This window comes from Mycobacterium sp. (assembly GCF_035640695.1).
Lineage (GTDB): Bacteria > Actinomycetota > Actinomycetes > Mycobacteriales > Mycobacteriaceae > Mycobacterium.
This window is the reverse complement of sequence record NZ_DASQVQ010000123.1, coordinates 1-22,133: the sequence shown is the minus strand read 5'-3', so window position 1 is coordinate 22,133 and position 22,133 is coordinate 1. Positions and strand designations below refer to the sequence as shown.

Below are 22,133 nucleotides of genomic sequence, written 5' to 3'. Positions count from 1 at the left end.
CACGCTGACCTCGCCGATCCGTCGCTCCCCGGCAAAGTCGGTGTGCCGTGGGATTCTGACTGCGTGGTGGCCATGACCCAGGTGCCCCCCTGGGGGCGGCCGGCCGCCGAGCACAAGGGCGGCTGGGTGGTACTTGACGTCGAGACGTCGGGTTTTCGCCCGGGCCACGCACGCATCATCAGCCTCGCCGCGCTGGCGCTCGACGGCAACGGCGCGGTGGAGCGGTCGGTAGTAAGCCTGCTCAACCCGGGCGTCGATCCGGGGCCCACACATGTGCACGGGCTGACGGCCGACATGCTGGCCGGCCAGCCGTCGTTCGCCGACATCGTCTCGGAATTGGTCTACATGCTGTGCGACCGCACGCTCGTCGCCCACAACGCGGCCTTCGACTATTCGTTCTTGTCGGCCGAAGCGGAGTTGGCCGAGATCGAGCTGCCGATCGACGAGGTGATGTGCACGGTGGAGCTGACCCGACGGCTGTCGCTGGGCACCGAGAACCTGCGGCTGGAGACGCTGGCCGCGCATTGGGGCATCTCGCAGCTCAAGCCGCACGATGCATTCGACGACGCGCTCGTGCTGTCGCAGATTCTGACGCCGGCGGTCAAGCTCGCCCAGGAACGCGACGTATGGCTTCCGGTGCGCCCCACGACGCGGCGTCGCTGGCCGAACGGCAGCGTCACCCACGACGAGTTGCGGCCGCTGAAGATGCTGGCCTCGCGGGTGCCGTGTGAGTGGCTCAACCCGGGCCGCTACCAGCCGGGGCGACCACTCGTGCAGGGCATGCGGGTCGCGCTGTCGGCCGAGGTGGACCGCACGCACGAGGAGCTGATCGAGCGGATCATGCACGTCGGGCTGGCCTACAGCGACATGATCGACGAGGACACCTCGGTGGTCATTTGTAACGACCCGAACGCCGAACACGGCAAGGGTTTTCATGCCCGCGAGCTGGGCGTGCCGACGCTCTCCGACGTCGACTTCCTCGCACAGCTCGACTCCGTGGTCGGCGGCACCGGCATCGAGGACTTCACCGACTCGACCGTGGAGCTCGGCGAGCAGTTCGCGTTGTTCTGACGGGTCTAGGGCCGCGCGGCCCGGTTCACCGCTGACACGACGGCCCGCAGCGATGCGGTGGTGATCGACGTCGCGATGCCGGCACCCCACACCGTGCGGCCGCCGATCGACGCCTCGACGTACGCGGCGGCACGGGCGTCCTCGCCCGCCGACAACGCGTGTTCGGCGTAGTCGAGCACCTGCACATGGATGCCGACACCGGTCAGGGCATCCACGAATGCGGCCAGCGGGCCGTTGCCGGTGCCGCGGATTTCGGTCTCGACGCCGTCGATCCGCACCACGGCCTCGATGGCGTCGGTGCCGCCGTCGACCTCGGACCCAACCACGCGCTGACGGACACGTTCCAGCGGTCGCACCGGAGCCAGGTACTCGTCGGCGAAGACGTCCCACATCTCCTTCGACGACACCTCGCCGCCCTCGCCATCGGTGATCTTCTGGATCACCTGCGAGAACTCGATCTGCAGCCGCCGCGGCAGCGCCAGGCCGTGGTCGGCCTTCATGATGTAGGCCACCCCACCCTTGCCGGATTGCGAGTTGACCCGGATCACCGCCTCGTAGGTGCGGCCGACGTCCTTCGGGTCGATCGGCAGGTACGGCACCTGCCAGAGGATGTCGTCGACGTCGGCGTCGGCCTCGTCGGCGGCCACTTTCATCGCGTCCAGGCCCTTGTTGATCGCATCCTGATGGCTTCCGGAGAACGCGGTGTACACCAGGTCGCCGCCGTACGGGTGGCGCTCATGAACGGGCAGCTGATTGCAGTATTCGACGGTGCGACGGATCTCGTCGATATTGGAGAAGTCGATCTGCGGGTCGATGCCGCGGGAGAAGAGATTCAACCCCAGCGTCACGACGCAGACGTTACCGGTGCGCTCGCCGTTGCCGAACAGGCAGCCCTCGATCCGGTCGGCGCCGGCCTGATAGCCCAATTCCGCTGCGGCGACGGCCGTTCCGCGATCGTTGTGCGGATGCAGGCTCAGGATGACGCTGTCGCGGCGGGCCAGGTTGCGGTGCATCCACTCGATGGAATCGGCGTAGACGTTCGGCGTGGCCATCTCGACGGTCGCCGGCAGGTTCAAGATGATCGGATTGTCCGGCGTCGGCTGGACCACGTCGGCGACCGCGTCGCACACCTCCTTGGCGTACACCAGTTCAGTGCCGGTGTAGGACTCCGGGGAATACTCGAAACGCCATTGCGTCCCGGGGTATTTCGCGGCCTGTTCGACACACTTGCGCGCGCCGTCGGTGGCGATCTGCTGCACCGCCGCACGGTCGGCGCGGAACACGACGCGACGCTGAAGGATCGACGTCGAGTTGTAGAAATGCACGATCGCCTTCGAGGCGCCCTCGCATGCCTCGAAGGTTCGCTCGATCAGTTCCGGCCGGCACTGGGTCAGCACCTGGATCGTGACGTCGTCGGGGATCACGCCTTCGGTGATGATTTCGCGGACGAAGTCGAAATCGGTTTGGCTGGCCGACGGGAACCCGACCTCGATTTCCTTGTACCCCATCCGCACCAGCAGGTCGAACATGCGACGCTTGCGCGCCGGGCTCATCGGATCGATCAGCGCCTGGTTGCCGTCACGCAGGTCGACCGCGCACCACATCGGCGCGGTGTTGATGACACGGTCCGGCCAGCTGCGATCGGCCACCCGGATCCGTTCGACCTCCTCGGCGAAGGGGCGGTAGCGCGAGATCGGCATCGCCGTCCCGCGCTGGGTATTCCACGCCGGCTGGCCGGGGTTCGGGGGTCCCGACGGTTTGGTGATCGTGCGGGCCGAGACGAATGCGTCGGCCGAATCAACTACCTCGACACGAGAATCACTGGGAGTCATTGCGTTTGCTTTCCGGGAGTGCATGGACTACGACCGGCGCATCGCGAACACCCGCGACGGGAAGCCGGTCTGGATCAGACCCCGTCGCGGCTGCCGAGAAGGAGCACCCGCTGCACGCCATGCACTCTACCGCATTGTCCGGGCCGCCAAAGCGCCGGCCCGTGACAGACTGTGCCGGTGAGGCACCTGGTCAGCGCCGCGGCCGCCGCGCTGCTGGCCGCGACGCTGGCGCTGACCGGTTGCGACCGCCTCATCGACGGCCGCGCCGCCGTCGGGTCCCGTAACGCCGATCCCGCGTACTTCTTCGCCGGCGACGTGGCCATCTACGGCCAGACCGTGAGCGACAACGACAAGACTGCGCTGGCGTACCTGCGGGCGCTGCGACGCATCGACGTGTGCGGCCTGCTGAACCACGACGCTTTGGCCAAGGTCGGTGAGATCCTCTCGGTGGGCACCCTTTTCGCGTTCAACGAGTGTGACATCGACGTCAAGGTGTCGGGTGCGGCGACGCGCAAATTCGCCTCGGTAGAGCTCGTGATGAGCAGCCAGCCCGGGAATGCGGTCGCGTTCCGGATCGGCGACACCCCGATCTACAAGAATCTTCCCGGCGGCTGCGAGTACCTGGTGCCGTTGCAGCTGGCGCGGCTGCCCGGTGCACACCCACTGCACAAGCCGCAGCAGCCGTTCGTGCGCGTCGGGTTGATCGCCGACAACGACTGCGGCACCGCGCAGCGCATCGCCGCCGCGGTGGCCGAGTGGTTGGGGAAGGGGCCGCTGCCGGCACGCGACGCCGCCGCGGTATATCCCGCACCGCTGGCCGAGCGAGACCCGTGCGAGGTGCTCGCCGGTCTCGGCGGGGACGTCGACCGCTGGGACATCGGGTCGTCGCAGCCGCATCAATGCCGGTTCGGCCTGTGGATGAGCGGATCGGGCGACGTGCTGTCAGTTCAGGTGCAACTCGAGCCGCTGCTGGTCGACACCATCACCGTCGGCAGGGACCGGTCGGAGCGCAACGGCGTCGAGATATATCTGGACCGCAGGTTCTGTTCGGCGGTTTCGTTCGTTGGCCCGCCGATGCGGCGCCGCATCATCGGTGGCGGTTACGTTGAGCTGCCCAACTCGGTGGTGCGGCCGGCGGTCGTGGTGGACGGCAAGGGCAGCACGGACTGCGACGCCGTCGCCGACCTGACCACCCGCGCGGCCAAGCTTTACGGCTGAACAGACTCGAACGGCTGGCCCCAGGTCTGGGCGAACGCGACCTGCTCCAACGGCAACCGCCGCCGGCCCTGCGCGTCGCGCTCGATGATCGCCGGGTCGACGTTGGCATAGTCGCCGAGCGAACCGACCGCCACAACGGCGACGGGGCGGACTTCGTCGGGCAACGCAAATGCACTGCGCGCGCCGTCGGGATAGAAGCCGGCCATCGGATGCGCGACCAATCCGCGAGAAAACGCCTCCACGGTCAGCTGGGCGATCGCCGCCCCGGCGTCGACCGCTGCGTAAAGCGCGGTCTTTTCGTCCGGTCCCTGGTCGACGCAAATCAGGATCAGCGCGCCCGCGGACTTCGCGTAGCTGTTTCCGCGCCGGAGAACTTCCGAGATCATCTCGAATGTCTGGTCGCCTCGGATGCCGACGATAAACCGCACCGGCTGGCGATCACCCCAGGTCGCGGCCCACCGGGCGGCCTCCAGCAGCGCGGTGATCTGCTCGGTGGTCAGCACGGCCGTCGCGTCGAACGCGCGAGGGCTCCACCGGCCCGCGAGCACGGGATGGATCGGGACCCGGGTGTCGGCGCGTCGATCGGCGGGAGGCCCAGCCACGGCTCCACGCTAGCGGTATCGCGCGGAGCAAAATGGGGTGCACTGACCCCTTATTCTTGTTTGAACCCCGCGCAGAAAGGTTGACCGTGGCGCTCGTCGTGCAGAAATACGGCGGATCGTCGGTGGCTGACGCCGAACGGATCCGCCGGGTCGCCGAGCGCATCGTGGAAGCCAAGAAGCAGGGTAACGACGTCGTCGTGGTCGTCTCGGCGATGGGCGACACGACCGACGATCTGCTCGATCTGGCCAAGCAGGTGTGCCCGGCCCCCCCGCCGCGGGAGATGGACATGCTGCTGACCGCGGGGGAGCGGATCTCCAACGCGCTGGTCGCGATGGCGATCGACTCGCTGGGCGCGCATGCCCGCTCGTTCACCGGGTCGCAGGCCGGGGTGATCACCACCAGCGTGCACGGCAACGCGAAGATCATCGACGTCACACCCGGGCGGCTGCAGTCGGCGCTCGACGAGGGCCAGATCGTGCTGGTCGCCGGCTTCCAGGGGGTCAGCCAGGACAGCAAGGACGTCACCACGCTCGGCCGCGGCGGGTCGGACACCACCGCGGTTGCGCTGGCCGCGGCGCTGAACGCCGACGTCTGCGAGATCTACACCGACGTCGACGGCATCTTCACCGCCGACCCGCGGATCGTGCCGAACGCGCGCCGGCTCGAGACAGTCAGCTTCGAGGAGATGCTCGAACTCGCCGCCTGTGGCGCCAAGGTGCTGATGCTGCGCTGCGTGGAATATGCCCGCCGCTACGACGTTCCGATTCACGTCCGGTCGTCGTACTCGGACAATCCCGGCACCGTCGTGACCGGATCGATGGAGGACATATCCATGGAAGACGCCATAATCACCGGAGTCGCCCATGACCGCGGCGAGGCGAGAGTCACCGTCGTCGGCATCCCCGACGTGCCGGGCTATGCCGCAAGGGTGTTTCGCGCGGTGGCCGACGCCGACGTCAACATCGACATGGTGCTGCAGAACGCGTCGAAGATCGAGGACGGCAAGACCGACATCACGTTCACCTGCTCGCGCGAAAGCGGGCCCACCGCGGTCGAGAAGCTGGATGCGTTGAAGGACCAAATCGGTTTCATCAAGGTGCTTTACGACGATCACGTCGGAAAGGTGTCGCTGGTCGGCGCGGGCATGCGCACCCACCCCGGCGTCACCGCGAAATTCTGCGAGTCGCTCGCCGCGGTCGGCGTCAACATCGACCTGATCTCCACCTCGGAAATCCGAATTTCGGTGTTGGTCAAGGACACCGAGTTGGACAAGGCCGTCGTGGCGCTGCACGAGGCGTTCGGTCTCGGTGGTGACGAGAAGGCGATGGTATATGCGGGGACGGGACGCTAGATGGTCGCGATAGGGGTTGTCGGGGCGACCGGTCAGGTCGGCCAGGTGATGCGCACGCTGCTCGACCAGCGCGACTTCCCCGCCACCAGCGTCAGGTTCTTCGCGTCGAAGCGTTCCCGGGGCACGAAACTTCCGTTCCGCGGGCAGGAGATCGAGGTCGAGGACGCCGAGACCGCCGACCCGGCGGGGTTGGACATCGCGCTGTTCTCCGCGGGCGCGACGATGTCGCGGGTGCAGGCGCCGCGGTTCGCCGCGGCCGGCGTCACGGTGATCGACAACTCGTCGGCATGGCGCAAGGACCCCGACGTGCCGCTGGTGGTCAGTGAGGTCAACTTCGACAGGGACGTCCGAGACGCGGGGCGCCTCAGGAAGGGCATCATCGCCAACCCGAACTGCACGACGATGGCGGCGATGCCGGTGCTGAAGGTGCTGCACGACGACGCGCAGCTGCTCCGGATGGTGGCTTCGACGTACCAGGCCGTCTCCGGCAGCGGACTGGCCGGGGTGCGGGAGCTGGCGGCGCAGGCGCGCGCGGTCATCGACGACGCCGAGCAGCTGGTGCACGACGGCGGCGCGCTCGACTTCCCGGCGCCCGACAAATACGTCGCGCCGATCGCGTTCAACGTGCTGCCGCTGGCCGGCTCGTTCGTTGACGACGGCTCCGGTGAGACGGACGAAGACCAAAAGCTGCGCAACGAAAGCCGCAAGATCCTCGGGATCCCCCAGCTGCTGGTCAGCGCCACCTGCGTGCGCGTGCCGGTTTTCACCGGACACTCACTGTCGATCAACGCCGAGTTCGCGCGACCAATCTCGCCCAAGCGTGCGAGCGAACTGCTCGCGAACGCACCGGGGGTCAGGCTGGTCGATGTGCCGACACCGCTGGCGGCGGCCGGGGTGGACGAATCGCTGGTCGGCCGGGTTCGACAGGATCCCGGGGTGCCGGACGGGCGGGGGCTCGCGTTATTCGTCTCCGGCGACAATCTGCGTAAGGGCGCCGCGCTGAACACCATTCAGATCGCCGAGTTGCTAGTCGCGCAGCAGTAGAGCCCTTCTCCGGACCCCGCTACGCTGTCCGGCGATGGGCGCGCGGACTGTGATCGGTACGGCGCTGCTCGCCCTCGCCGGTCTGATGTCCCCCGGCGCCCGGGCCGACCCGCCGGCTCCGGCGCCCCAACCCGTCCTCATGCCATTGTTACTGGGCGAAGTGGTGCGAATCGGACCGGCCGCGGGCACGGGTACCCCCACCCGCGACTACGGGATCGGCGCCACCGACCTGTGCGAGTTCATCGAGTTTCCCAGCGGCGTGCTGCAGGTGTGCGGCGACAGCTTCGCCGGACAGGGCGTCGGATTCGGCGGCTGGTACTCGCCGATCGCGCTGCACGTCGACACCGACTCGATCGACGATCCGGTCGGCGTGCGCTACGACAGGGTGCTGGGAATCGACAAGCCCCTGCTCGCCGAGCCAACGCCGGCCGGCGATTCCCAGCTGCCTGGCGGGGTGGTGCAGATCAACCGGGACAACTACCTGATGGTCGCCACGGTGCGTAACCTGGTGCCGCAGACGTCGCGGCTGGTGAAAGCCGACCCGGCGCAAGGCAATTGGCCGACGGTGCCGGGCTCGGTCCGCGATGGCGGCTATGAGGGCCATCGACAATCGCAGATCAGCGGCTACTACGACCCGATCCCGAAGGGCGACTCGACCTCCGGCTGGGTCTACATCGTCGCCGACGCCTTCGACCGCAGCCAACCGGCGGTGCTGTATCGGGCCAAGCCGGAAACCTTCACCGACCGCTCGACATGGCAGGGCTGGTCGGGCCTGACCGGCGCCGACGGCGGCTGGAACAAACCGCCGACGCCGTTGTGGGGCGACAAGATCGGCGAGATGAGCATCCGGCAGATCGACGGCAAGACCGTGCTGTCGTACTTCAACGCCAGCACCGGCAACATGGAAGTGCGGGTGGCCGACGACCCGACCGGGCTCGGCAGCGCCCCCGTGACGACCGTCGTGTACGCCAGCGATTGGCCGACCCCGGCCGAGAGTCTTCCCCCGCCGACCGACAACCATCTGGCGCAACCGTACGGCGGCTACATCTCGCCGGGGTCGACCCTCGACGAACTGCGGATCTTCATTAGCCAGTGGAACAACGTCGACCCGCGTGCCCACGCGCCGTATCGGGTGATCCAGTTTGCGGTCAACCCGTTCAAGCCGGGGGCCCTTGAAGCCGGTCACTCACAGGAAATTCACGGGTAGAACGCAGCCCGCACATCGGATCCGGTGGGCATCATCACTGGCATGACAGAAACACCTGAGCATCAAACCGAACCGACATCCGTCGCGACGGCACCGCCGCGCGCCGAGCGGCCCGTTTATGACCGGCCGGTGGACCGGCCGAGCCGCCTCACACTGATCGCGCTCTGGGTGGCAATCGTGGCCGGCGTCGTTTTCATCATCGCGGTGATCTTCTTCTCCGGCTTCGCACTTGGCCGGCATTCGGGTGGTGGTGGTGGCGGCTTCCACCACCGCCACGGCGGCGGCCGCGAATTCGGGGGATTCCACAAGGCGCCCGGCCCGATGGGACAGTGGGGCCCATACCAAGGACCCTTCGGCGGCCCGGGTGCCCCGGGCGGCCCCGGCGGCGTTAGCCCGTCGCCGACCAGCGTAGTCCCGAGCCCACCGGCAACCCCTCGCCCGTAGCGGACGCCCAGGCGGCCATTTTCTTGACTCAATCCAGAAAACGGGCATACTGGGCTTCGTGAATGTACGTGACCCCAAGCCCGACACCCTGCTGAGGGGTGTCGGGCTGCGGGTTACCGCGCCACGAGTCGCGGTATTGAATGTCCTTGCGGCGCATCCTCATTCCACGGCCGAGGAGATCGCAGCGCACGTTCGCGACGCATTGGGGTCGGTGTCGACGCAGGCCGTGTACGACGTGCTGGGGGCGTGCGTGGGTGCCGGTCTGGTGCGGCGCATCGAGCCGGCCGGTTCGTCGGCGCGCTACGAGACACGCACCGGCGACAACCATCACCACCTGGTGTGCCGCGTGTGCGGGGCGGTCGCAGACGTCGACTGTGTTGTCGGTGACGCGCCCTGTCTGGAACCCTCCGATCTCGCGGGATTCGAAATCGACGAAGCCGAGGTTGTGTTCTGGGGGACGTGCGAAGACTGCCGTGCCGCCAAGGAGTCTGTGGGGTAGGCCCACAACCACAAAGAGATGAGACACAAATGACGGAAACGTACGCGACGACGGATGCGGGCGCCCCCGCACCCAGCTTCGAGCACTCGCTGACCGTAGGTCCGGACGGCCCGATTCTGCTGCAGGACCACTTCCTGATCGAGCAGATGGCCAACTTCAACCGGGAGCGCATCCCGGAGCGGCAGCCCCACGCCAAGGGCGGTGGCGCATTCGGTCACTTCGAGGTGACCCAGGACGTCAGCGAGTTCACTCGCGCAGCGGTGTTTCAGCCGGGCGCCAAGACCGAGACGGTAATCCGGTTCTCCACGGTGGCAGGCGAGCGTGGCAGCCCAGACACCTGGCGTGACCCGCGCGGCTTCGCGTTGAAGTTCTACACCTCAGAGGGCAACCTCGACATCGTCGGGAACAACACCCCGGTGTTTTTCATCCGCGATCCGATGAAGTTCCAGAACTTCATCCGCAGCCAGAAGCGTCTGCAGTCGTCGAACCTGCGCGACAACCACATGCAGTGGGATTTCTGGACGCTGTCACCGGAGTCGGCGCATCAGGTCACCTGGCTGATGGGCGATCGCGGCATCCCGAAGACGTGGCGGCACATGAACGGTTACTCCAGCCACACCTACAGCTGGATCAACGCCGCCGGCGAGATCTTCTGGGTGAGGTACCACTTCATCTCCGATCAGGGCATCGAGTTCTTGACCCAGGAAGAGGCCGACGATTTGGCCGGCAAGGACGGCGACGCGCACCAGCGGGACCTGTACGAGGCGATCGAGCGCGGCGACTACCCGAGCTGGACGCTCAAAATGCAGGTCATGCCGTTCGATGACGCCAAGACTTACCGGTACAACCCGTTCGACCTGACCAAGGTATGGCCCCACGGCGACTACCCGCTGCACGAGGTCGGCAGGCTGACGCTGGACCGCAACGTCACCGACTACCACGCGGAGATCGAGCAGGCCGCCTTCGAGCCGAACAACATCGTGCCCGGCACCGGCCTGAGCCCGGACAAGATGCTGCTTGCCCGCGGATTCTCCTACGCGGATGCGCACCGCGCCCGGCTCGGGGTGAACTACAAGCAGATCCCGGTGAACTCGCCGAAGGTCGAGGTGCACAGCTACTCCAAGGACGGCGTGATGCGGATCCGCAATGTGACCGATCCGGTGTATGTACCGAACTCGGTGGGTGGCCCGCAGGCCGATCCGGCCCGAGCGGCCGAGGTGCGCTGGGCGTCCGACGGCGAGATGGTGCGCACGGCCTACACCCTGCGCCGCGACGACGACGACTGGGGTCAGGCCGGCACCCTGGTCCGGGAGGTGCTCGACGACGAAGCGCGGGAGCGCCTGGCGCACAACGTCATCGGCCATGTGTCCAAGGGCGTGAAGGAGCCGGTGCTTTCGCGGGTGTTCGAGTACTGGCGCAACATCGACCCCGACTTGGGCAAGAAGATCGAAGAAGGTGTGCGCGCCAACTTGAACGGCAACGGCGGGTAATCCCGGTAATCGCCGAACGCCAGGCGCCCCGGCTGCGATTGCGGCCGGGGCGTCTTGCCGTCTGCGATTCGCCTGGCATGATCATGCGCATGAGCATCGAAGTCGTTTACACCGCAGAATCGACGGCCACGGGCGGTGGCCGCGACGGCCACGTGAAGTCCTCCGACGGCAGGATCGACCTCGACACCCGGCCGCCAAAGGAGGCCGGCGGAAGTGGCGAAGGCGCCAACCCCGAACTGCTGTTCTCGGCCGGCTACGCCGCTTGCTTCCTCGGGGCGCTGCGGTTGGTGGCCAAGAACGACAACGTCAAGCTGGACGACGCTACCGCCGTCACCACCCGGGTCGGCTTCGGCAAGGATTCCGAGGGTGGCTTCGGGATCAACGCCGACCTCATCGGATACCTGCCCGGCCTGGAGCAGCGCCAGGCCGACGACCTGATGAAGCAGGCGCATCAGGTCTGCCCGTATTCGAAAGCCACCCGAGGCAACATCGACGTCACGCTGTCGGCGAAGGTTTAGCAGATGCCGGCCCGCGGAAAGCGCAGCGTCCGCGGTAACGGCGTCGCCGCAGCGATGGCCGTCGGTCTCGCATTCGCGCTCGCGGCGCCTGCCTCGGCTCGTCCGTCGGATCCGGGTGTGGTGAACTACGCGGTGCTCGGAAAGGGATCGGTCGGCAACATCGTCGGCACGACGATGCGCTCGGAAAACCTGTTCAACGCGCCGTTTCAGGAGTTTTGGGTGGACAACCCGGTGTGCAACAACTACGCCGACATCGGCCTGCCGGAGGTCTACAACGATCCCGACCTCGCATCGTTCAACGGCGCCGAGACACAGGAATCGGCGACCGACAACACCCACTTCGTCAAGCAGGCGGTCGGCGTGTTCGCCACCGGCAATGCGGCCAATGCGGCGTTTCACCGGGTCGTGGACCGCACTGCCGGGTGCTCCGGGCAGACCACGGGCATGCATCTGTCCACCGGCGTGACACAGGTGTGGACGTTCACCAACGGCGCGATCACCGGCACGGACGCCGAGTGGATCAAGCAGGAGGCGGGGACCGACCGGCGCTGCTTCACCCAGACCCGGCTGCGGGACAACGTGCTGCTGCAGGCCAAGGTGTGCCAGCCGGGCAACGGCGGGCCGGCGGCCAACGTGCTGGCCGGCGCGATGCAGAACACGCTGGGGCAGTAGCGGCGGCCGGCGTCTCGCGACAGGTCACAAAGCTGTCAGCGGAAATCCTCGGAACTTGTCGGTGCTCTCTGGAAGATGGGGTGAAGGCGGTTGCGGGAACCGCCGGACCCTACCCGGAGGGACGGTCGACATGACGGTCACCGCGCAGGCCGAGCGCGTCCACCCTGGTCACACCGACGAGCCCCCGCTGGCCAGCACCGCGGCGGCGGCCCGTCACATCGAGGAGAGTTGCCTGGCCGACACCACGGTCGGCCAGATCGGGCTGGAGCTGGAGGCGCATTGCTTTGACCTGGACGACCCGTACCGCCGTCCGGGCTGGCAGGAAATCAGCGACGTCATCGCCGCGCTGCCCGAGCTGCCCGGACGAAGCGTCGTCACCGTCGAACCGGGCGGGGCGGTCGAGCTGTCCGGCCCGCCAATGGACGGCGCAGCGGCGGCGCTCACCGCGCTGTTGGCCGACCGCGCGACGCTGCGGGCCTCCTTCGCGCAGGCGGGTCTGGGTCTGGTGCTGCTCGGGGCCGACCCGCTGCGGCCTCCGCACCGCGTGAACCCGGGGGCACGCTACCGCGCGATGGAGCAGTATTTCGCCGCCGCGCGGATGGGCGCCGCGGGCGCGGCGATGATGACATCGACCGCGTCGGTGCAGGTCAACGTCGACGCCGGACCGGCGTCGGGCTGGGCCTCGCGGGTGCGGCTGGCGCACGCCCTCGGGCCGACGATGATCGCGATCGCCGCCAATTCGCCGCTGCTTGCCGGTCGCTTCTCGGGATGGCACAGCACGCGCCAGCGGGTCTGGGGCCAGCTCGACACCGCGCGATGCGGACCAGTCCTCGGCGTGCGTGGGCTCGATCCCGGCGGCGACTGGGCCCACTATGCACTGCGGGCGCCGGTCATGCTGGTGCACAACCCGGGAGCGGTGCCGGTCAAGTCGTATGTGCCGTTCTGCGACTGGGTCGACGGCAGAGTCGCGCTTGGTGGGCGCCGACCGACCGCCGCGGACCTCGACTATCACCTGACCACGCTGTTCCCGCCGGTGCGGCCGCGCGGGTGGCTGGAGATCCGGTACCTCGACAGCGCGCCCGACGCGTTGTGGCCGGCGCTGACCTTCATGCTGGTCACCCTGCTCGACGACGCGGCGGCCGCCGACATTGCGGCCGAGGCCACCGAGCCAGTCGCCGGCGCCTGGGACAACGCGGCGCGCGCCGGGCTGACCGATCGGCGGCTACACGAGTCGGCGACCACATGTGTCTACGCGGCCGCCGAGCGCACCCCGGCGGCGCTGCGAGACTCGATGCAGCAGTTGATCCGTATCGTCGAAGACGGCAGCTGCCCGGGAGACGCGTTCTCTGAGCGGGTGATCCGGTACGGATTGCCGGCGGCGGTGACTCAACTGGCCAGAGGTGAGGCATGAGCGATCGCGACACGTTGGCGCGGGATTTGACCGCCGCCCGCGGCCGCACTCTCGAGCTGGTCGATTTCGACGACGACGAGCTGGGCCGGCAGTACCACCCGCTGATGAGCCCGCTGGTTTGGGATTTGACGCACATCGGCCAGCAGGAGGAGTTCTGGCTACTGCGCGGCGGCAACCCGGAGCGGCGGGGGATGCTGTCGCCGGAGGTCGACTCGCTGTACGACGCGTTCATTCACTCGCGCGCCAGCCGGGTCGATCTGCCGCTGCTGTCGCCGACGCAGGCCCGGTCGTACTGCGGCAGTGTGCGATCGGCGGTGTTCGACGCGCTGGACGCGATGCCGGACAACGGCGGAGAGTCGACGTTTGCGTTCGGGATGGTGCTCAGCCATGAACACCAGCACGACGAGACGATGCTGCAGGCGCTGAACCTGCGCACCGGGGTGCCGTTGCTCGACGCGGGTACTCCGCTGCCGGCCGGGCGCCCGGGCGTGGCCGGCACGTCGGTGCTCGTGCCCGCCGGGCCGTTCCTGCTCGGCGTGGACGCCGCCGACGAACCGTACTCACTGGACAACGAGCGCCCGGCCCACGTGGTGGACGTGCCCGCCTTCAGAATCGGGCGGGTGCCGGTGACCAACGCCGAGTGGCGCGAATTCGTCGACGACGGCGGCTACCACGACCGGCGGTGGTGGTCCGAGCGCGGCTGGACGCACCGGCAGGAAGCCGGGCTGGCAGCGCCGCAATTCTGGAGTCTCGACGGCACCCGGACCCGGTTCGGTCGCGTCGAGCACGTCCCCGACGACGAGCCGGTGCAGCACATCACCTACTTCGAGGCAGAGGCCTATGCCGCGTGGGCCGGTGGCCGGCTGCCCACTGAGGTGGAGTGGGAGAAGGCGTGCGCGTGGGATCCGCGGGCCGAACGGCGGCGCCGATTCCCTTGGGGGCCAAGCGATCCGACATCCGAACGGGCGAACCTGGGCGGCGGTGCGCTGCGGCCGGCGCCGGTGGGCGCTTATCCCGCCGGTGCATCGGCATACGGAGCCGAGCAGATGCTCGGCGATGTGTGGGAATGGACGTCGTCACCGCTGCGGCCGTGGCCGGGTTTCACGCCGATGATCTACGAGCGCTACTCCCAGCCCTTCTTCGACGGCGACTACCGGGTGCTGCGCGGTGGTTCGTGGGCGGTCGCGCGGGAAATTCTGCGGCCAAGTTTCCGCAATTGGGACCACCCGATCCGGCGCCAGATCTTCGCCGGTGTTCGTGTTGCGTGGGACGTCGAGGACCGCGGCTGATGTGCCGCCACCTGGGCTGGCTGGGTGAGCCGTGCTCGCTGGCGTCGCTGATCTTCGACCCGCCATCCGGGTTGCTGGTGCAATCGTATGCACCGCGGCGGCAAAAGCACGGCCTGATGAACGCCGACGGCTGGGGTGCGGGCTTTTTCGACCACGGGGTGGCGCGCCGCTGGCGCAGCGCCGCGCCGCTGTGGGGCGATTTGAGCTTCGCTTCGGTGGCGCCGGCGCTTCGCAGCGGCTGTGTCGTTGCGGCGGTCCGGTCCGCGAGTGCCGGGATGCCGCTCGAGGTCAGCGCCGCCGCGCCGTTCAGCGACGGGCACTGGCTGTTGTCGCACAACGGCCTGGTCGACCGCGCGGTGCTGCCGTTGACGCCGCACGCCGAATCAGTTGTCGACAGCGCGCTGCTGGCCGCGCTGATCTTCGAGCGTGGGATGGACGCGCTGGCCGACACGATCGCCGCGGTCGGTGCGGCCGACCCGAATGCCCGGCTGAACATCTTGGCCGGCAATGGTTCTCGACTTGTTGCCACCACATGGAGTGACACCCTTTCGGTGCTGCGCCGCGACGACGGGGTGGTGCTGGCCAGTGAACCGTACGACGACGACCCGGCGTGGGAGGACGTGCCGGACCGCCATCTCGTCGAGGTGGCCGACGGGCCGGGCGGTGGCTCGGTTGTCCTGACACCACTGAAAGGATCCTGATGGGCGTCATGCTGTCCAATCACCTGGCCGCGGACGCCGCGAACCGGGCGTTGCGCCGCGACGTGGTGCACGGCCTGCGGCAATCGCCGAAGTCCTTGCCGCCCAAGTGGTTCTACGACGAGGTCGGCAGCGACTTGTTCGATCGGATCACCCGGCTGCCGGAGTACTACCCAACGCGGACCGAGGCGCAGATTCTTCGTGCCGTGGCTGCAGCGATCGCCGAGGCGACGCGCGCCGACACCCTGGTCGAGCTCGGCAGCGGCACTTCGGAGAAGACCCGGATGCTGCTTGACGCGCTGCGCGACAACGGCTCGCTGCGCCGCTTCGTCCCGTTCGACGTCGACGCGGGAATCCTGGAAATGGCCGGGGCGGCAATCGAAGCCGAGTATCCGGGGATCGCCGTCGCCGCGGTGTGCGGCGACTTCGAGGAGCATCTCGGCAAAATCCCGTCCGGGGACCGGCGGCTCGTGGCGTTTCTTGGGTCGACGATCGGCAACCTCACGGCGGAGCCGCGTGCGCGATTCCTTTCCGCGTTGTCGGCGGTCTTGACGCCGGGTGACCACCTGTTGCTGGGCACCGACCTCGTCAAGGACGCTGGCCGGCTGGTGCGCGCCTACGACGACACCGCCGGGGTCACCGCGGCGTTCAATCGCAACGTGCTCGCGGTGATCAACCGCGAACTCGGCGCGGATTTCGACATCGACGCGTTTGAGCATGTCGCACGGTGGAACTCGGGCGAGGAGCGCATCGAGATGTGGTTGCGGGCGGCGACCGATCAGCGGGTGCGGATCGCCGCAGTGGATCTGTCCGTCGACTTCGCGGCCGGCGAGGAGATGCTCACCGAGGTGTCGTGTAAGTTCCGGCCCGAAATCGTCGCCGCGGAACTGGCGGCCGCTGGGCTGACACCGGTCGAGTGGTGGACGGACCCCGCGGGCGACTTCGGATTGTCGCTCGCGGTGAAATGACCACCACCGCCGCGCTTGCCGAGCAGTGGCGGTCGGCCCGGCCGGCGGTCACCGGGGTTCACCTCGACAGCGCGGCCTGCTCGCGGCAGAGCTTCGCGGCCATCGACGCCGCGGCCAACCATGCCCGCCGAGAGGCCGAGGCCGGAGGCTACGTCGCCGCGGCCGAGGCCGACGCGACGCTGGCCGCGGGCCGGGCCGGGGTGGCCACGCTGACTGGGATGACGCCCGACGATGTCGTTTTCACCACCGGGGCCGCTCACGCCCTCGACCTGCTGCTGGCCAGCTGGCCGCAACGTGGCGGCGTGATCGCTTGTCTGCCAGGCGAATTCGGTCCGAACTTGGCTGTGATGGCCGCCAACGGATTTGCGGTGCGTGCGCTGCCGACAGACGGCCTTGGGCGTGCGGTGGTCGACGACGTCGCGGCGTTGCTGGCCGCCGAACCGCCCGACCTGGTGCACCTCACTGCGGTGGCCAGTCATCGCGGAATCGTGCAGCCGGTCAAGGAAGTTTCCGCGCTGTGCGCCGAGCACCGCGTGCCGCTGGTCGTCGACGCCGCACAGGCGCTCGGCCACGTCGACTGCGCGGTCGATGCGGACGCGGTCTACTCCACGTCGCGCAAATGGCTCACCGGACCGCGCGGAGTCGGCGTGCTCGCGGTCCGATCGGTCATCGCCGAACGGCTACGGCCGCGGCTCCCGCCGCCGGATTGGCCAATCGACATTGCCCCGCTTCGGCGGCTGGAGCTGGGCGAGGCCAATATCGCCGCCCGGGTTGGGTTTTCGATCGCGGTCGGTGAACATGTGGCGACCGGTCCCGAGCGGGTTCGCGATCGGCTGGCGGCGGTGGGGCGGTCGACGCGCGCGGCGCTGCGCGACGTTGCGGGCTGGCGTGTCGTCGAGCCCGAGGACACCCCGACTGCGATCACGACGCTGGCCCCGACCGGCCACGCGGACGTCGAACGGGTGCGTGCCGACCTGATTGCCGGCCACTCGATCGTCACCACCGTCGCCGGACCGGACCGCGCGCCATTCGAATTGACTCACCCGGTGCTGCGGGTATCTCCGCACGTTGACGTGACCGATGCGGAGCTGGCGAGCTTCGCCGGGGCGCTCAACTCGGTTTGTGCGCGCTGAGCAGGAACGCGGGCATCTTGCGCCTGCCCTTGTCGTCGAGGTCGAACTTGACCGGCGGTTCCGGGCTCCCCGGGATGTCGGGCATGTTCGCGTGGATGAACGCCGGGCGGATCTCGCCGATCTGCCAGTGCTTCGAAACCGCATCGCGCAGTTCGTCTTCGGTGACGACGTTTGGTGTCGGATACGGGCTATCGGCGGGGAACGCACCCGTCGCGAACACCAGGATGTAGTACGACGCGCCCGGTGCCGCCGCCCGGTGCATCGAGCGCAGATAGTCATCACGCGACTCGACGGGCAACGAGTGAAATAGCGTGCTGTCCAGGATCGTGTTGAACCGGCCGTCGTAACCGGTGAACGACGTGATGTCGGCCTGGACGAACGTGGCGTTGGTCAGCCCGCGATCCTGCGCCGCCTTGGTAGCGGCCGCAATGGCCGTCGGCGTCAGGTCGACGCCGACGACGGTGTAGCCCTGCGCGGCCAGAGCCAGTGACAGCTCGGCCAACCCGCAGCCGGCGTCGAGCACGTCGCCGCGGATCTTGCCCGCTCGAATCAGCTCGGCGAGTTCCGGTTGGGGCTCGCCGATATTCCAGGGCGGTGGTCCCTCGAAGATGCCCTGTTCGCGATAGGCGTCGTCCCAATTCATCACTTCTGTCATGTCCACCTCATTTCCCGGGTCGCTGCGCTCCCGCCCTCCGAGCTCAATTCCCGGGTCGCTGCGCTCCCGCCCTCCGACCCGACGCTACGCGGGGATTTCCCAGGTGTGCACAGGCTCGTTACTGTGCATGCCCTGGCAGTAGCGGCGCAGCATGTCGGCCAGCGCCTGCGGTCGGGCCAGGCCATCGTGCTCCTGTAATGCCTGCACCGTTCGCACTTGCCACGCCGACCCGGTTTGACCGTTCTTCGCCCGGCCCTCGATCACGCCCAGGTAGCGTTCCCGCACCGCAGCGGCCACGCCCCAACGGTGCAGTCCTTCGTCGGCCATCGACAACAACTGGCGCAACACCAGCTCGTCGGGCGTCACCTCACCCAGCCCGGGCCAGTACAACCGGGCGTCCATCCCGTACTTGGCGGCATGCACGAAATTGTCATGTGCGGCGGCGAAACTCATCTTCGTCCACACCGGGCGGTCTTCTTCGGACAGCGTCCGCAGCGCGCCGTAGTAGAACGCGGCGTTGGCCAGCATGTCGACGACCGTCGGCCCGGCCGGCAGCACCCTATTTTCCACCCGCAGGTGCGGACGCCCCTCGACGACGTCATAGACCGGCCGGTTCCAGCGGTAGATGGTGCCGTTGTGCAGCCGCAGCTCGCCCAGCTTCGGTGCCCGCCCGGCCGCCAACTCGGCGGCCGGATCTTCGTCGGACAGTTCGGGAAGTAACGACGGGAAGTACCGCACGTTCTCCTCGAACAGGTCGAAGATCGAGGTGATCCAGCGCTCCCCGAACCAGACCCGGGGTCGCACACCCTGGGCCTTGAGTTCGTCGGGGCGGGTGTCGGTGGCCTGGGTGAAAAGCTCGATGCGGGTCTCGGCCCACAGCTGATGGCCGAGGAAATACGGCGAGTTGGCACCCAACGCCAACTGCGGGGCCGCGAGCACTTCGGCGGCGTTCCAGTTGTCGGCGAAATCGGCCGGCGAAACCTGCAGGTGCAGTTGCATGCTGGTGCACGCCGATTCCGGTGCGATGGAGGTGGTTTGGAGCGACAGCCGTTCCGGTCCCGAGATGTCGATGAGGATGTCCTCGCCGCGTGCGGTGAAGATCGACTCGTTGAGCAGCCGGTAGCGCACCGACTCGCTCATCCATTCGCCGGCCAGGTGCTCGGGCATGAGCGTGGGCAGGATTCCGATCATCACGATGTGCGCGCCGTGCTGGTTGGCCTTGGTCTCGGCGGCGTTGAGGCTGGCCCGCACATCGGACTCCAGCTCCAGCGCCGACGAGCCGGGCAGCGGCCGCGGCGGCACGTTGAATTCGATGTTGAAGGCGCCCAGCTCGGTCTGGAACGCCGGGTCGGCGATCGCGGCGAGCACTTCCCGATTTGCCATCGCCGGCAGGTACTCGTCGTCGACGAGGTTGCACTCGATCTCCATGCCGGTCAGCGGCCGCTCGAAATCGAAGCTCGACCGGGCCAGCATCGTCTCGAAAACGTCGAGGCACAGCTGCACCTTGCGGCGGTAGTCGCGCCGGTGCGCGCTGCCGTAGGTGGTCTGCTTGACTTCCTCGCCCACAGGCCGATGGAACCCGTTTGCCCAGCGCAGCGCAACCAAATCGCAGGATTCGCCATCATCGGCCTGGTTAGCGGGGCCGGATGGGCCCGATGTTCGAGTTCTCCGGCGGGGTCGGATTCGGCGCGATGGCGGCTGCGAATGATTTCGGTGCATTTCGACGATTTGGTGTGTTTGCCGCGCCCTCGAAGATTTCAAGCACGAGATGAAGCGGCGGGACATGGCCGACCGCATCTTCGAGCTGAAGCGCCGAGCCGCGGCCACCATTTGAACGAACCTGTGAATATGCTGTGAGTTTGCGGGTGGGCAGTAAAAGCCCGTCATGGCGGCCGCGGCAGGAATAGATTCTGACAATGGCAGATATCCGATCGACAGCACGGCGCATCGTCTCCGCCGGTGCATTCGCGCTCGCTCTGGCCGCCGTTCCAGCGGTGGGTATCTACGCAAGCCCGAGCGGAAACCCGGTGCCGCGCAGCGTCGCACAACCGGCGGAATGCACGGGCGGCGAATCGATGGATGCCTATTCGCTGGCATGCGTGCCCGACGTCGTTCCGAACACCGGCGGCGCGCCCAGCGAGGAACAACTGACCGAAACGAACCCGGGCAGCGCGTCGCCCAGCCGGCACGAGCGCTAGGACCAGGCGATAAGCAGCGAGGTCAGCGCGACGGCGAACACGACCGCCACGACGCCGGACACCGCGAACACATCGGGTGAAATGCCATGCGCGACAGCGAAGTTGGCCAGAGCTGTGAACCGCCGGGTGTACCAGGGCTTCAGCGCATAGAGGCCGTTCACGCTGCGCCCAGCGGGGGGTCGAGCAGGGTGGTGAGCAGCCGATGCAGCTCGTCGGCACCGGAGGGCGTGAGGCGGTAGCGCAGTGCCTCGTGAATTTCGTCGAGCACCTTGAACCCGGCGCGGAGCCGGGACAGGCCGAGGCTCGTCACCGTGAGGTCATAGCGACGCCGATCCTTGATGTTCCGGCGGCGCTCGACGAACCCCGCGGCGACCAGATCGTCGACCAGCCCGACGACAACGGGTGCGCTGACCGCGAGGTCCTTGGCGACCAGTTCCTGCGAGCACGGCTGGCGCCGACCGACGCTCTCCAGTGCCGCCAGGTGGCGAGGGTCGAGGCCGAGCGGCCTCAACCGCGCGGCGCCTTCGCCGCGAAGCCTCTGGTGCGCGTGTGCGATCAAATGGCCGCTGCGCCCGCCGAGTTGGGTGACCGCGGCGGCACCGATGACCCCGCCAAGCAATTCGGTCAGTCGCGTGCGCTCGGGCGCGGCGAGATTCGCGGTCAGCAACGCCTCGGCACGGTCCATCGCGGGGGTGAGCCGGCGCAAAGTTGAGCGGCCCGCGGCGGTGAGCACCAGCGCGTACGAGCGCCGATCGCCGGCGTCGCGCTCCCGGCGGACCAGGCCGTCATCCTCCAGCGCGTCGACGAGCTGGACCATGATCGTGCGGTTGACCCGGGCGAGCGCGGCCAGCCGCTGCTGCGACATCGGCCCGTGGTCGTCCAGCAACGCCAGCACCAACAGATGGCGCATGCCGTACGGCGGTGGTACCGCGATGGATGCCGCCCGTTCGGCCCGCAGGTACGCGCGCCGCAGCAGGTACCCGATGTAGTGCTCCATGCGAAGCTGTCGGGGCGCGCCGGCCACGGGGGCAGCATAGAGAGTGCCTTGACGGTTAGCCATATAGATCGTTAGCCTTATTGCGTATATCGCCGGTTGGGAGAAACCATGACAAGTCCCGTCTCGAACCCTAAGGCCGCGCCGAGCTACCAACGTGCGCTAAATGTGGCGATGCGTGCGTTGCTGGCTTCGCCGCTGCATTCGCTGTTGAGCCGCCGGCTTCTGGTGATCGACGTGACCGGCCGACGCAGCGGCGCCGTGTACCACATCCCGGTCGGGTACGTCGAGCACGACGGCGACCTGCTGATCGGCAGTGGCGGCCGATGGTACCGTAATCTCGTTGCGGGTCAGGAGGTTTCGATCTTGCTGCGAGGGCGGCGGCGTGCTGCCCGCGCCGAGGTCGTCACCGACGAGGCGCGCTGTGCGGAGCTGTACCGTTACATCTTGGCGGGCAACCCGATCCACGGGAAGTACGTCGGCATCGGTGTCGAGCCGGACGGCACGCCGAATCAGTCCGATCTGCGTCGCGCGCTCGCGGCCGGCGCGGCGGTCGTGCGACTGGCCACCACCACCTGAGGACCGAACGGTCGACCGCGGGTCGCGACCTCGATCGACGGGTCGGCGTGTCGGGCCAGCGCGCGCATCGCCGAGCCGCTGTAGGCCCGCAGCGAGCTGATGAAGCCGTCGTGGATCAGCGGCACGAACGGGATGAACGGCGCCATCGCCGCCAACTGCACGACATGTACCGGCGACGGCGGCCGCGGCAGGTCGATGATCAGCAGCTTGTCGGCCACCCGGGTGCCCTCGGCGAACACCTTCGACGCCAACGGCGGCG

General features: G+C 68.0%; 23 protein-coding genes and 1 pseudogene. 17 read left to right on the top strand and 7 right to left on the bottom strand.

Features of this window, described 5'->3' with window-relative positions; translation table 11 throughout:
• Positions 1 to 72 precede the first annotated feature (72 nt).
• Positions 73 to 1,071, top strand: coding sequence for a DEDDh family exonuclease (locus tag VE759_RS14135; RefSeq protein ID WP_324933385.1), 999 nt, complete (start codon positions 73 to 75; stop codon positions 1,069 to 1,071).
• 5 nt (positions 1,072 to 1,076) lie between these two features.
• On the opposite strand, the gene leuA is transcribed toward VE759_RS14135, so the two are convergent.
• Entirely contained in the window at positions 1,077 to 2,903 is a 1,827-nt protein-coding gene (gene leuA, locus VE759_RS14130) for a 2-isopropylmalate synthase (RefSeq protein ID WP_324933382.1), read from the bottom strand.
• 177 nt (positions 2,904 to 3,080) lie between these two features.
• Here leuA and VE759_RS14125 point away from each other — a divergent pair, with 177 nt between their 5' ends.
• The gene (locus VE759_RS14125; protein ID WP_324933380.1) at positions 3,081 to 4,121 is read left to right on the top strand and encodes a hypothetical protein; all 1,041 of its coding nucleotides are present in this window, start codon (positions 3,081 to 3,083) and stop codon (positions 4,119 to 4,121) included.
• Here the strand turns inward: VE759_RS14125 and VE759_RS14120 are convergent.
• Positions 4,112 to 4,723 (bottom strand): nitroreductase family protein, encoded by a 612-nt coding sequence (locus VE759_RS14120; protein ID WP_324933377.1) that lies wholly within the window; start codon positions 4,721 to 4,723, stop codon positions 4,112 to 4,114. The genes VE759_RS14125 and VE759_RS14120 overlap by 10 nt on opposite strands.
• Positions 4,724 to 4,809: 86 nt before the next feature.
• On the opposite strand from VE759_RS14120, the gene VE759_RS14115 reads away from it, so the two are divergent.
• The 13 genes from VE759_RS14115 to egtE all read left to right on the top strand — a co-directional run bounded on the left by VE759_RS14115 (position 4,810) and on the right by egtE (position 17,448).
• The gene (locus VE759_RS14115; RefSeq protein ID WP_324933374.1) at positions 4,810 to 6,075 is read left to right on the top strand and encodes an aspartate kinase; all 1,266 of its coding nucleotides are present in this window, start codon (positions 4,810 to 4,812) and stop codon (positions 6,073 to 6,075) included.
• Positions 6,076 to 7,119, top strand: coding sequence for an aspartate-semialdehyde dehydrogenase (locus VE759_RS14110; RefSeq protein WP_324933371.1), 1,044 nt, complete (start codon positions 6,076 to 6,078; stop codon positions 7,117 to 7,119).
• An 85-nt stretch (positions 7,120 to 7,204) separates the two neighbouring features.
• Complete coding sequence (locus VE759_RS14105; RefSeq protein WP_324933509.1) at positions 7,205 to 8,326, top strand: DUF4185 domain-containing protein; 1,122 nt, start codon at positions 7,205 to 7,207, stop codon at positions 8,324 to 8,326.
• 42 nt (positions 8,327 to 8,368) lie between these two features.
• Complete coding sequence (locus VE759_RS14100; protein ID WP_324933367.1) at positions 8,369 to 8,770, top strand: hypothetical protein; 402 nt, start codon at positions 8,369 to 8,371, stop codon at positions 8,768 to 8,770.
• Between the two features lie 58 nt (positions 8,771 to 8,828).
• Positions 8,829 to 9,269 (top strand): Fur family transcriptional regulator, encoded by a 441-nt coding sequence (locus VE759_RS14095; RefSeq protein WP_324933364.1) that lies wholly within the window; start codon positions 8,829 to 8,831, stop codon positions 9,267 to 9,269.
• Positions 9,270 to 9,298: 29 nt separating this feature from the next.
• Positions 9,299 to 10,759: a catalase gene (locus VE759_RS14090; protein WP_324933361.1), complete on the top strand. Its 1,461-nt coding sequence runs from the start codon at positions 9,299 to 9,301 to the stop codon at positions 10,757 to 10,759.
• Positions 10,760 to 10,848: 89 nt separating this feature from the next.
• Positions 10,849 to 11,277, top strand: a complete 429-nt coding sequence (locus tag VE759_RS14085) for an organic hydroperoxide resistance protein (RefSeq protein ID WP_324933358.1) — start codon at positions 10,849 to 10,851, stop codon at positions 11,275 to 11,277.
• A 54-nt stretch (positions 11,278 to 11,331) separates the two neighbouring features.
• Entirely contained in the window at positions 11,332 to 11,949 is a 618-nt protein-coding gene (locus VE759_RS14080; protein WP_324933506.1) for a sensor domain-containing protein, read from the top strand.
• Positions 11,950 to 12,079: 130 nt separating this feature from the next.
• Positions 12,080 to 13,360 (top strand): ergothioneine biosynthesis glutamate--cysteine ligase EgtA, encoded by a 1,281-nt coding sequence (gene egtA, locus VE759_RS14075; RefSeq protein WP_324933356.1) that lies wholly within the window; start codon positions 12,080 to 12,082, stop codon positions 13,358 to 13,360.
• Positions 13,357 to 14,649: an ergothioneine biosynthesis protein EgtB gene (egtB, locus tag VE759_RS14070; protein WP_324933353.1), complete on the top strand. Its 1,293-nt coding sequence runs from the start codon at positions 13,357 to 13,359 to the stop codon at positions 14,647 to 14,649. The genes egtA and egtB overlap by 4 nt, the downstream gene beginning before the upstream one ends.
• Positions 14,649 to 15,350, top strand: a complete 702-nt coding sequence (gene egtC / locus VE759_RS14065; RefSeq protein ID WP_324933349.1) for an ergothioneine biosynthesis protein EgtC — start codon at positions 14,649 to 14,651, stop codon at positions 15,348 to 15,350. Before egtB ends, egtC begins: the two co-directional genes overlap by 1 nt.
• Positions 15,350 to 16,315, top strand: coding sequence for an L-histidine N(alpha)-methyltransferase (gene egtD / locus VE759_RS14060; RefSeq protein ID WP_324933346.1), 966 nt, complete (start codon positions 15,350 to 15,352; stop codon positions 16,313 to 16,315). The genes egtC and egtD overlap by 1 nt, the downstream gene beginning before the upstream one ends.
• Positions 16,312 to 17,448: an ergothioneine biosynthesis PLP-dependent enzyme EgtE gene (gene egtE / locus VE759_RS14055; protein WP_324933343.1), complete on the top strand. Its 1,137-nt coding sequence runs from the start codon at positions 16,312 to 16,314 to the stop codon at positions 17,446 to 17,448. The genes egtD and egtE overlap by 4 nt, the downstream gene beginning before the upstream one ends.
• Here egtE and VE759_RS14050 read toward each other — a convergent pair.
• Together VE759_RS14050 and VE759_RS14045 are read right to left on the bottom strand one after the other, a co-directional pair.
• The gene (locus tag VE759_RS14050) at positions 17,426 to 18,103 is read right to left on the bottom strand and encodes a class I SAM-dependent methyltransferase (protein ID WP_324933340.1); all 678 of its coding nucleotides are present in this window, start codon (positions 18,101 to 18,103) and stop codon (positions 17,426 to 17,428) included. The two genes, egtE and VE759_RS14050, sit on opposite strands and share 23 nt — an antisense overlap.
• A gap of 84 nt (positions 18,104 to 18,187) precedes the next feature.
• Entirely contained in the window at positions 18,188 to 19,669 is a 1,482-nt protein-coding gene (locus VE759_RS14045) for a glutamate--cysteine ligase (RefSeq protein ID WP_324933337.1), read from the bottom strand.
• Between the two features lie 350 nt (positions 19,670 to 20,019).
• On the opposite strand from VE759_RS14045, the gene VE759_RS14040 reads away from it, so the two are divergent.
• On the top strand, positions 20,020 to 20,301 hold the full coding sequence (locus VE759_RS14040; RefSeq protein WP_324933334.1) for a hypothetical protein: 282 nt from the start codon (positions 20,020 to 20,022) through the stop codon (positions 20,299 to 20,301).
• Here the strand turns inward: VE759_RS14040 and VE759_RS14035 are convergent.
• Positions 20,298 to 20,462, bottom strand: coding sequence for a hypothetical protein (locus VE759_RS14035; protein WP_324933331.1), 165 nt, complete (start codon positions 20,460 to 20,462; stop codon positions 20,298 to 20,300). The genes VE759_RS14040 and VE759_RS14035 overlap by 4 nt on opposite strands.
• Positions 20,459 to 21,325: a MarR family transcriptional regulator gene (locus VE759_RS14030; protein ID WP_324933328.1), complete on the bottom strand. Its 867-nt coding sequence runs from the start codon at positions 21,323 to 21,325 to the stop codon at positions 20,459 to 20,461. Before VE759_RS14030 ends, VE759_RS14035 begins: the two co-directional genes overlap by 4 nt.
• Positions 21,326 to 21,406: 81 nt before the next feature.
• Here VE759_RS14030 and VE759_RS14025 point away from each other — a divergent pair, with 81 nt between their 5' ends.
• On the top strand, positions 21,407 to 21,874 hold the full coding sequence (locus tag VE759_RS14025) for a nitroreductase family deazaflavin-dependent oxidoreductase (protein WP_324933325.1): 468 nt from the start codon (positions 21,407 to 21,409) through the stop codon (positions 21,872 to 21,874).
• On the opposite strand, the pseudogene VE759_RS14020 reads toward VE759_RS14025, so the two are convergent.
• Positions 21,808 to 22,133, bottom strand: a pseudogene (locus VE759_RS14020) (hypothetical protein); the annotation flags it as partial. The gene VE759_RS14025 and the pseudogene VE759_RS14020 overlap by 67 nt on opposite strands.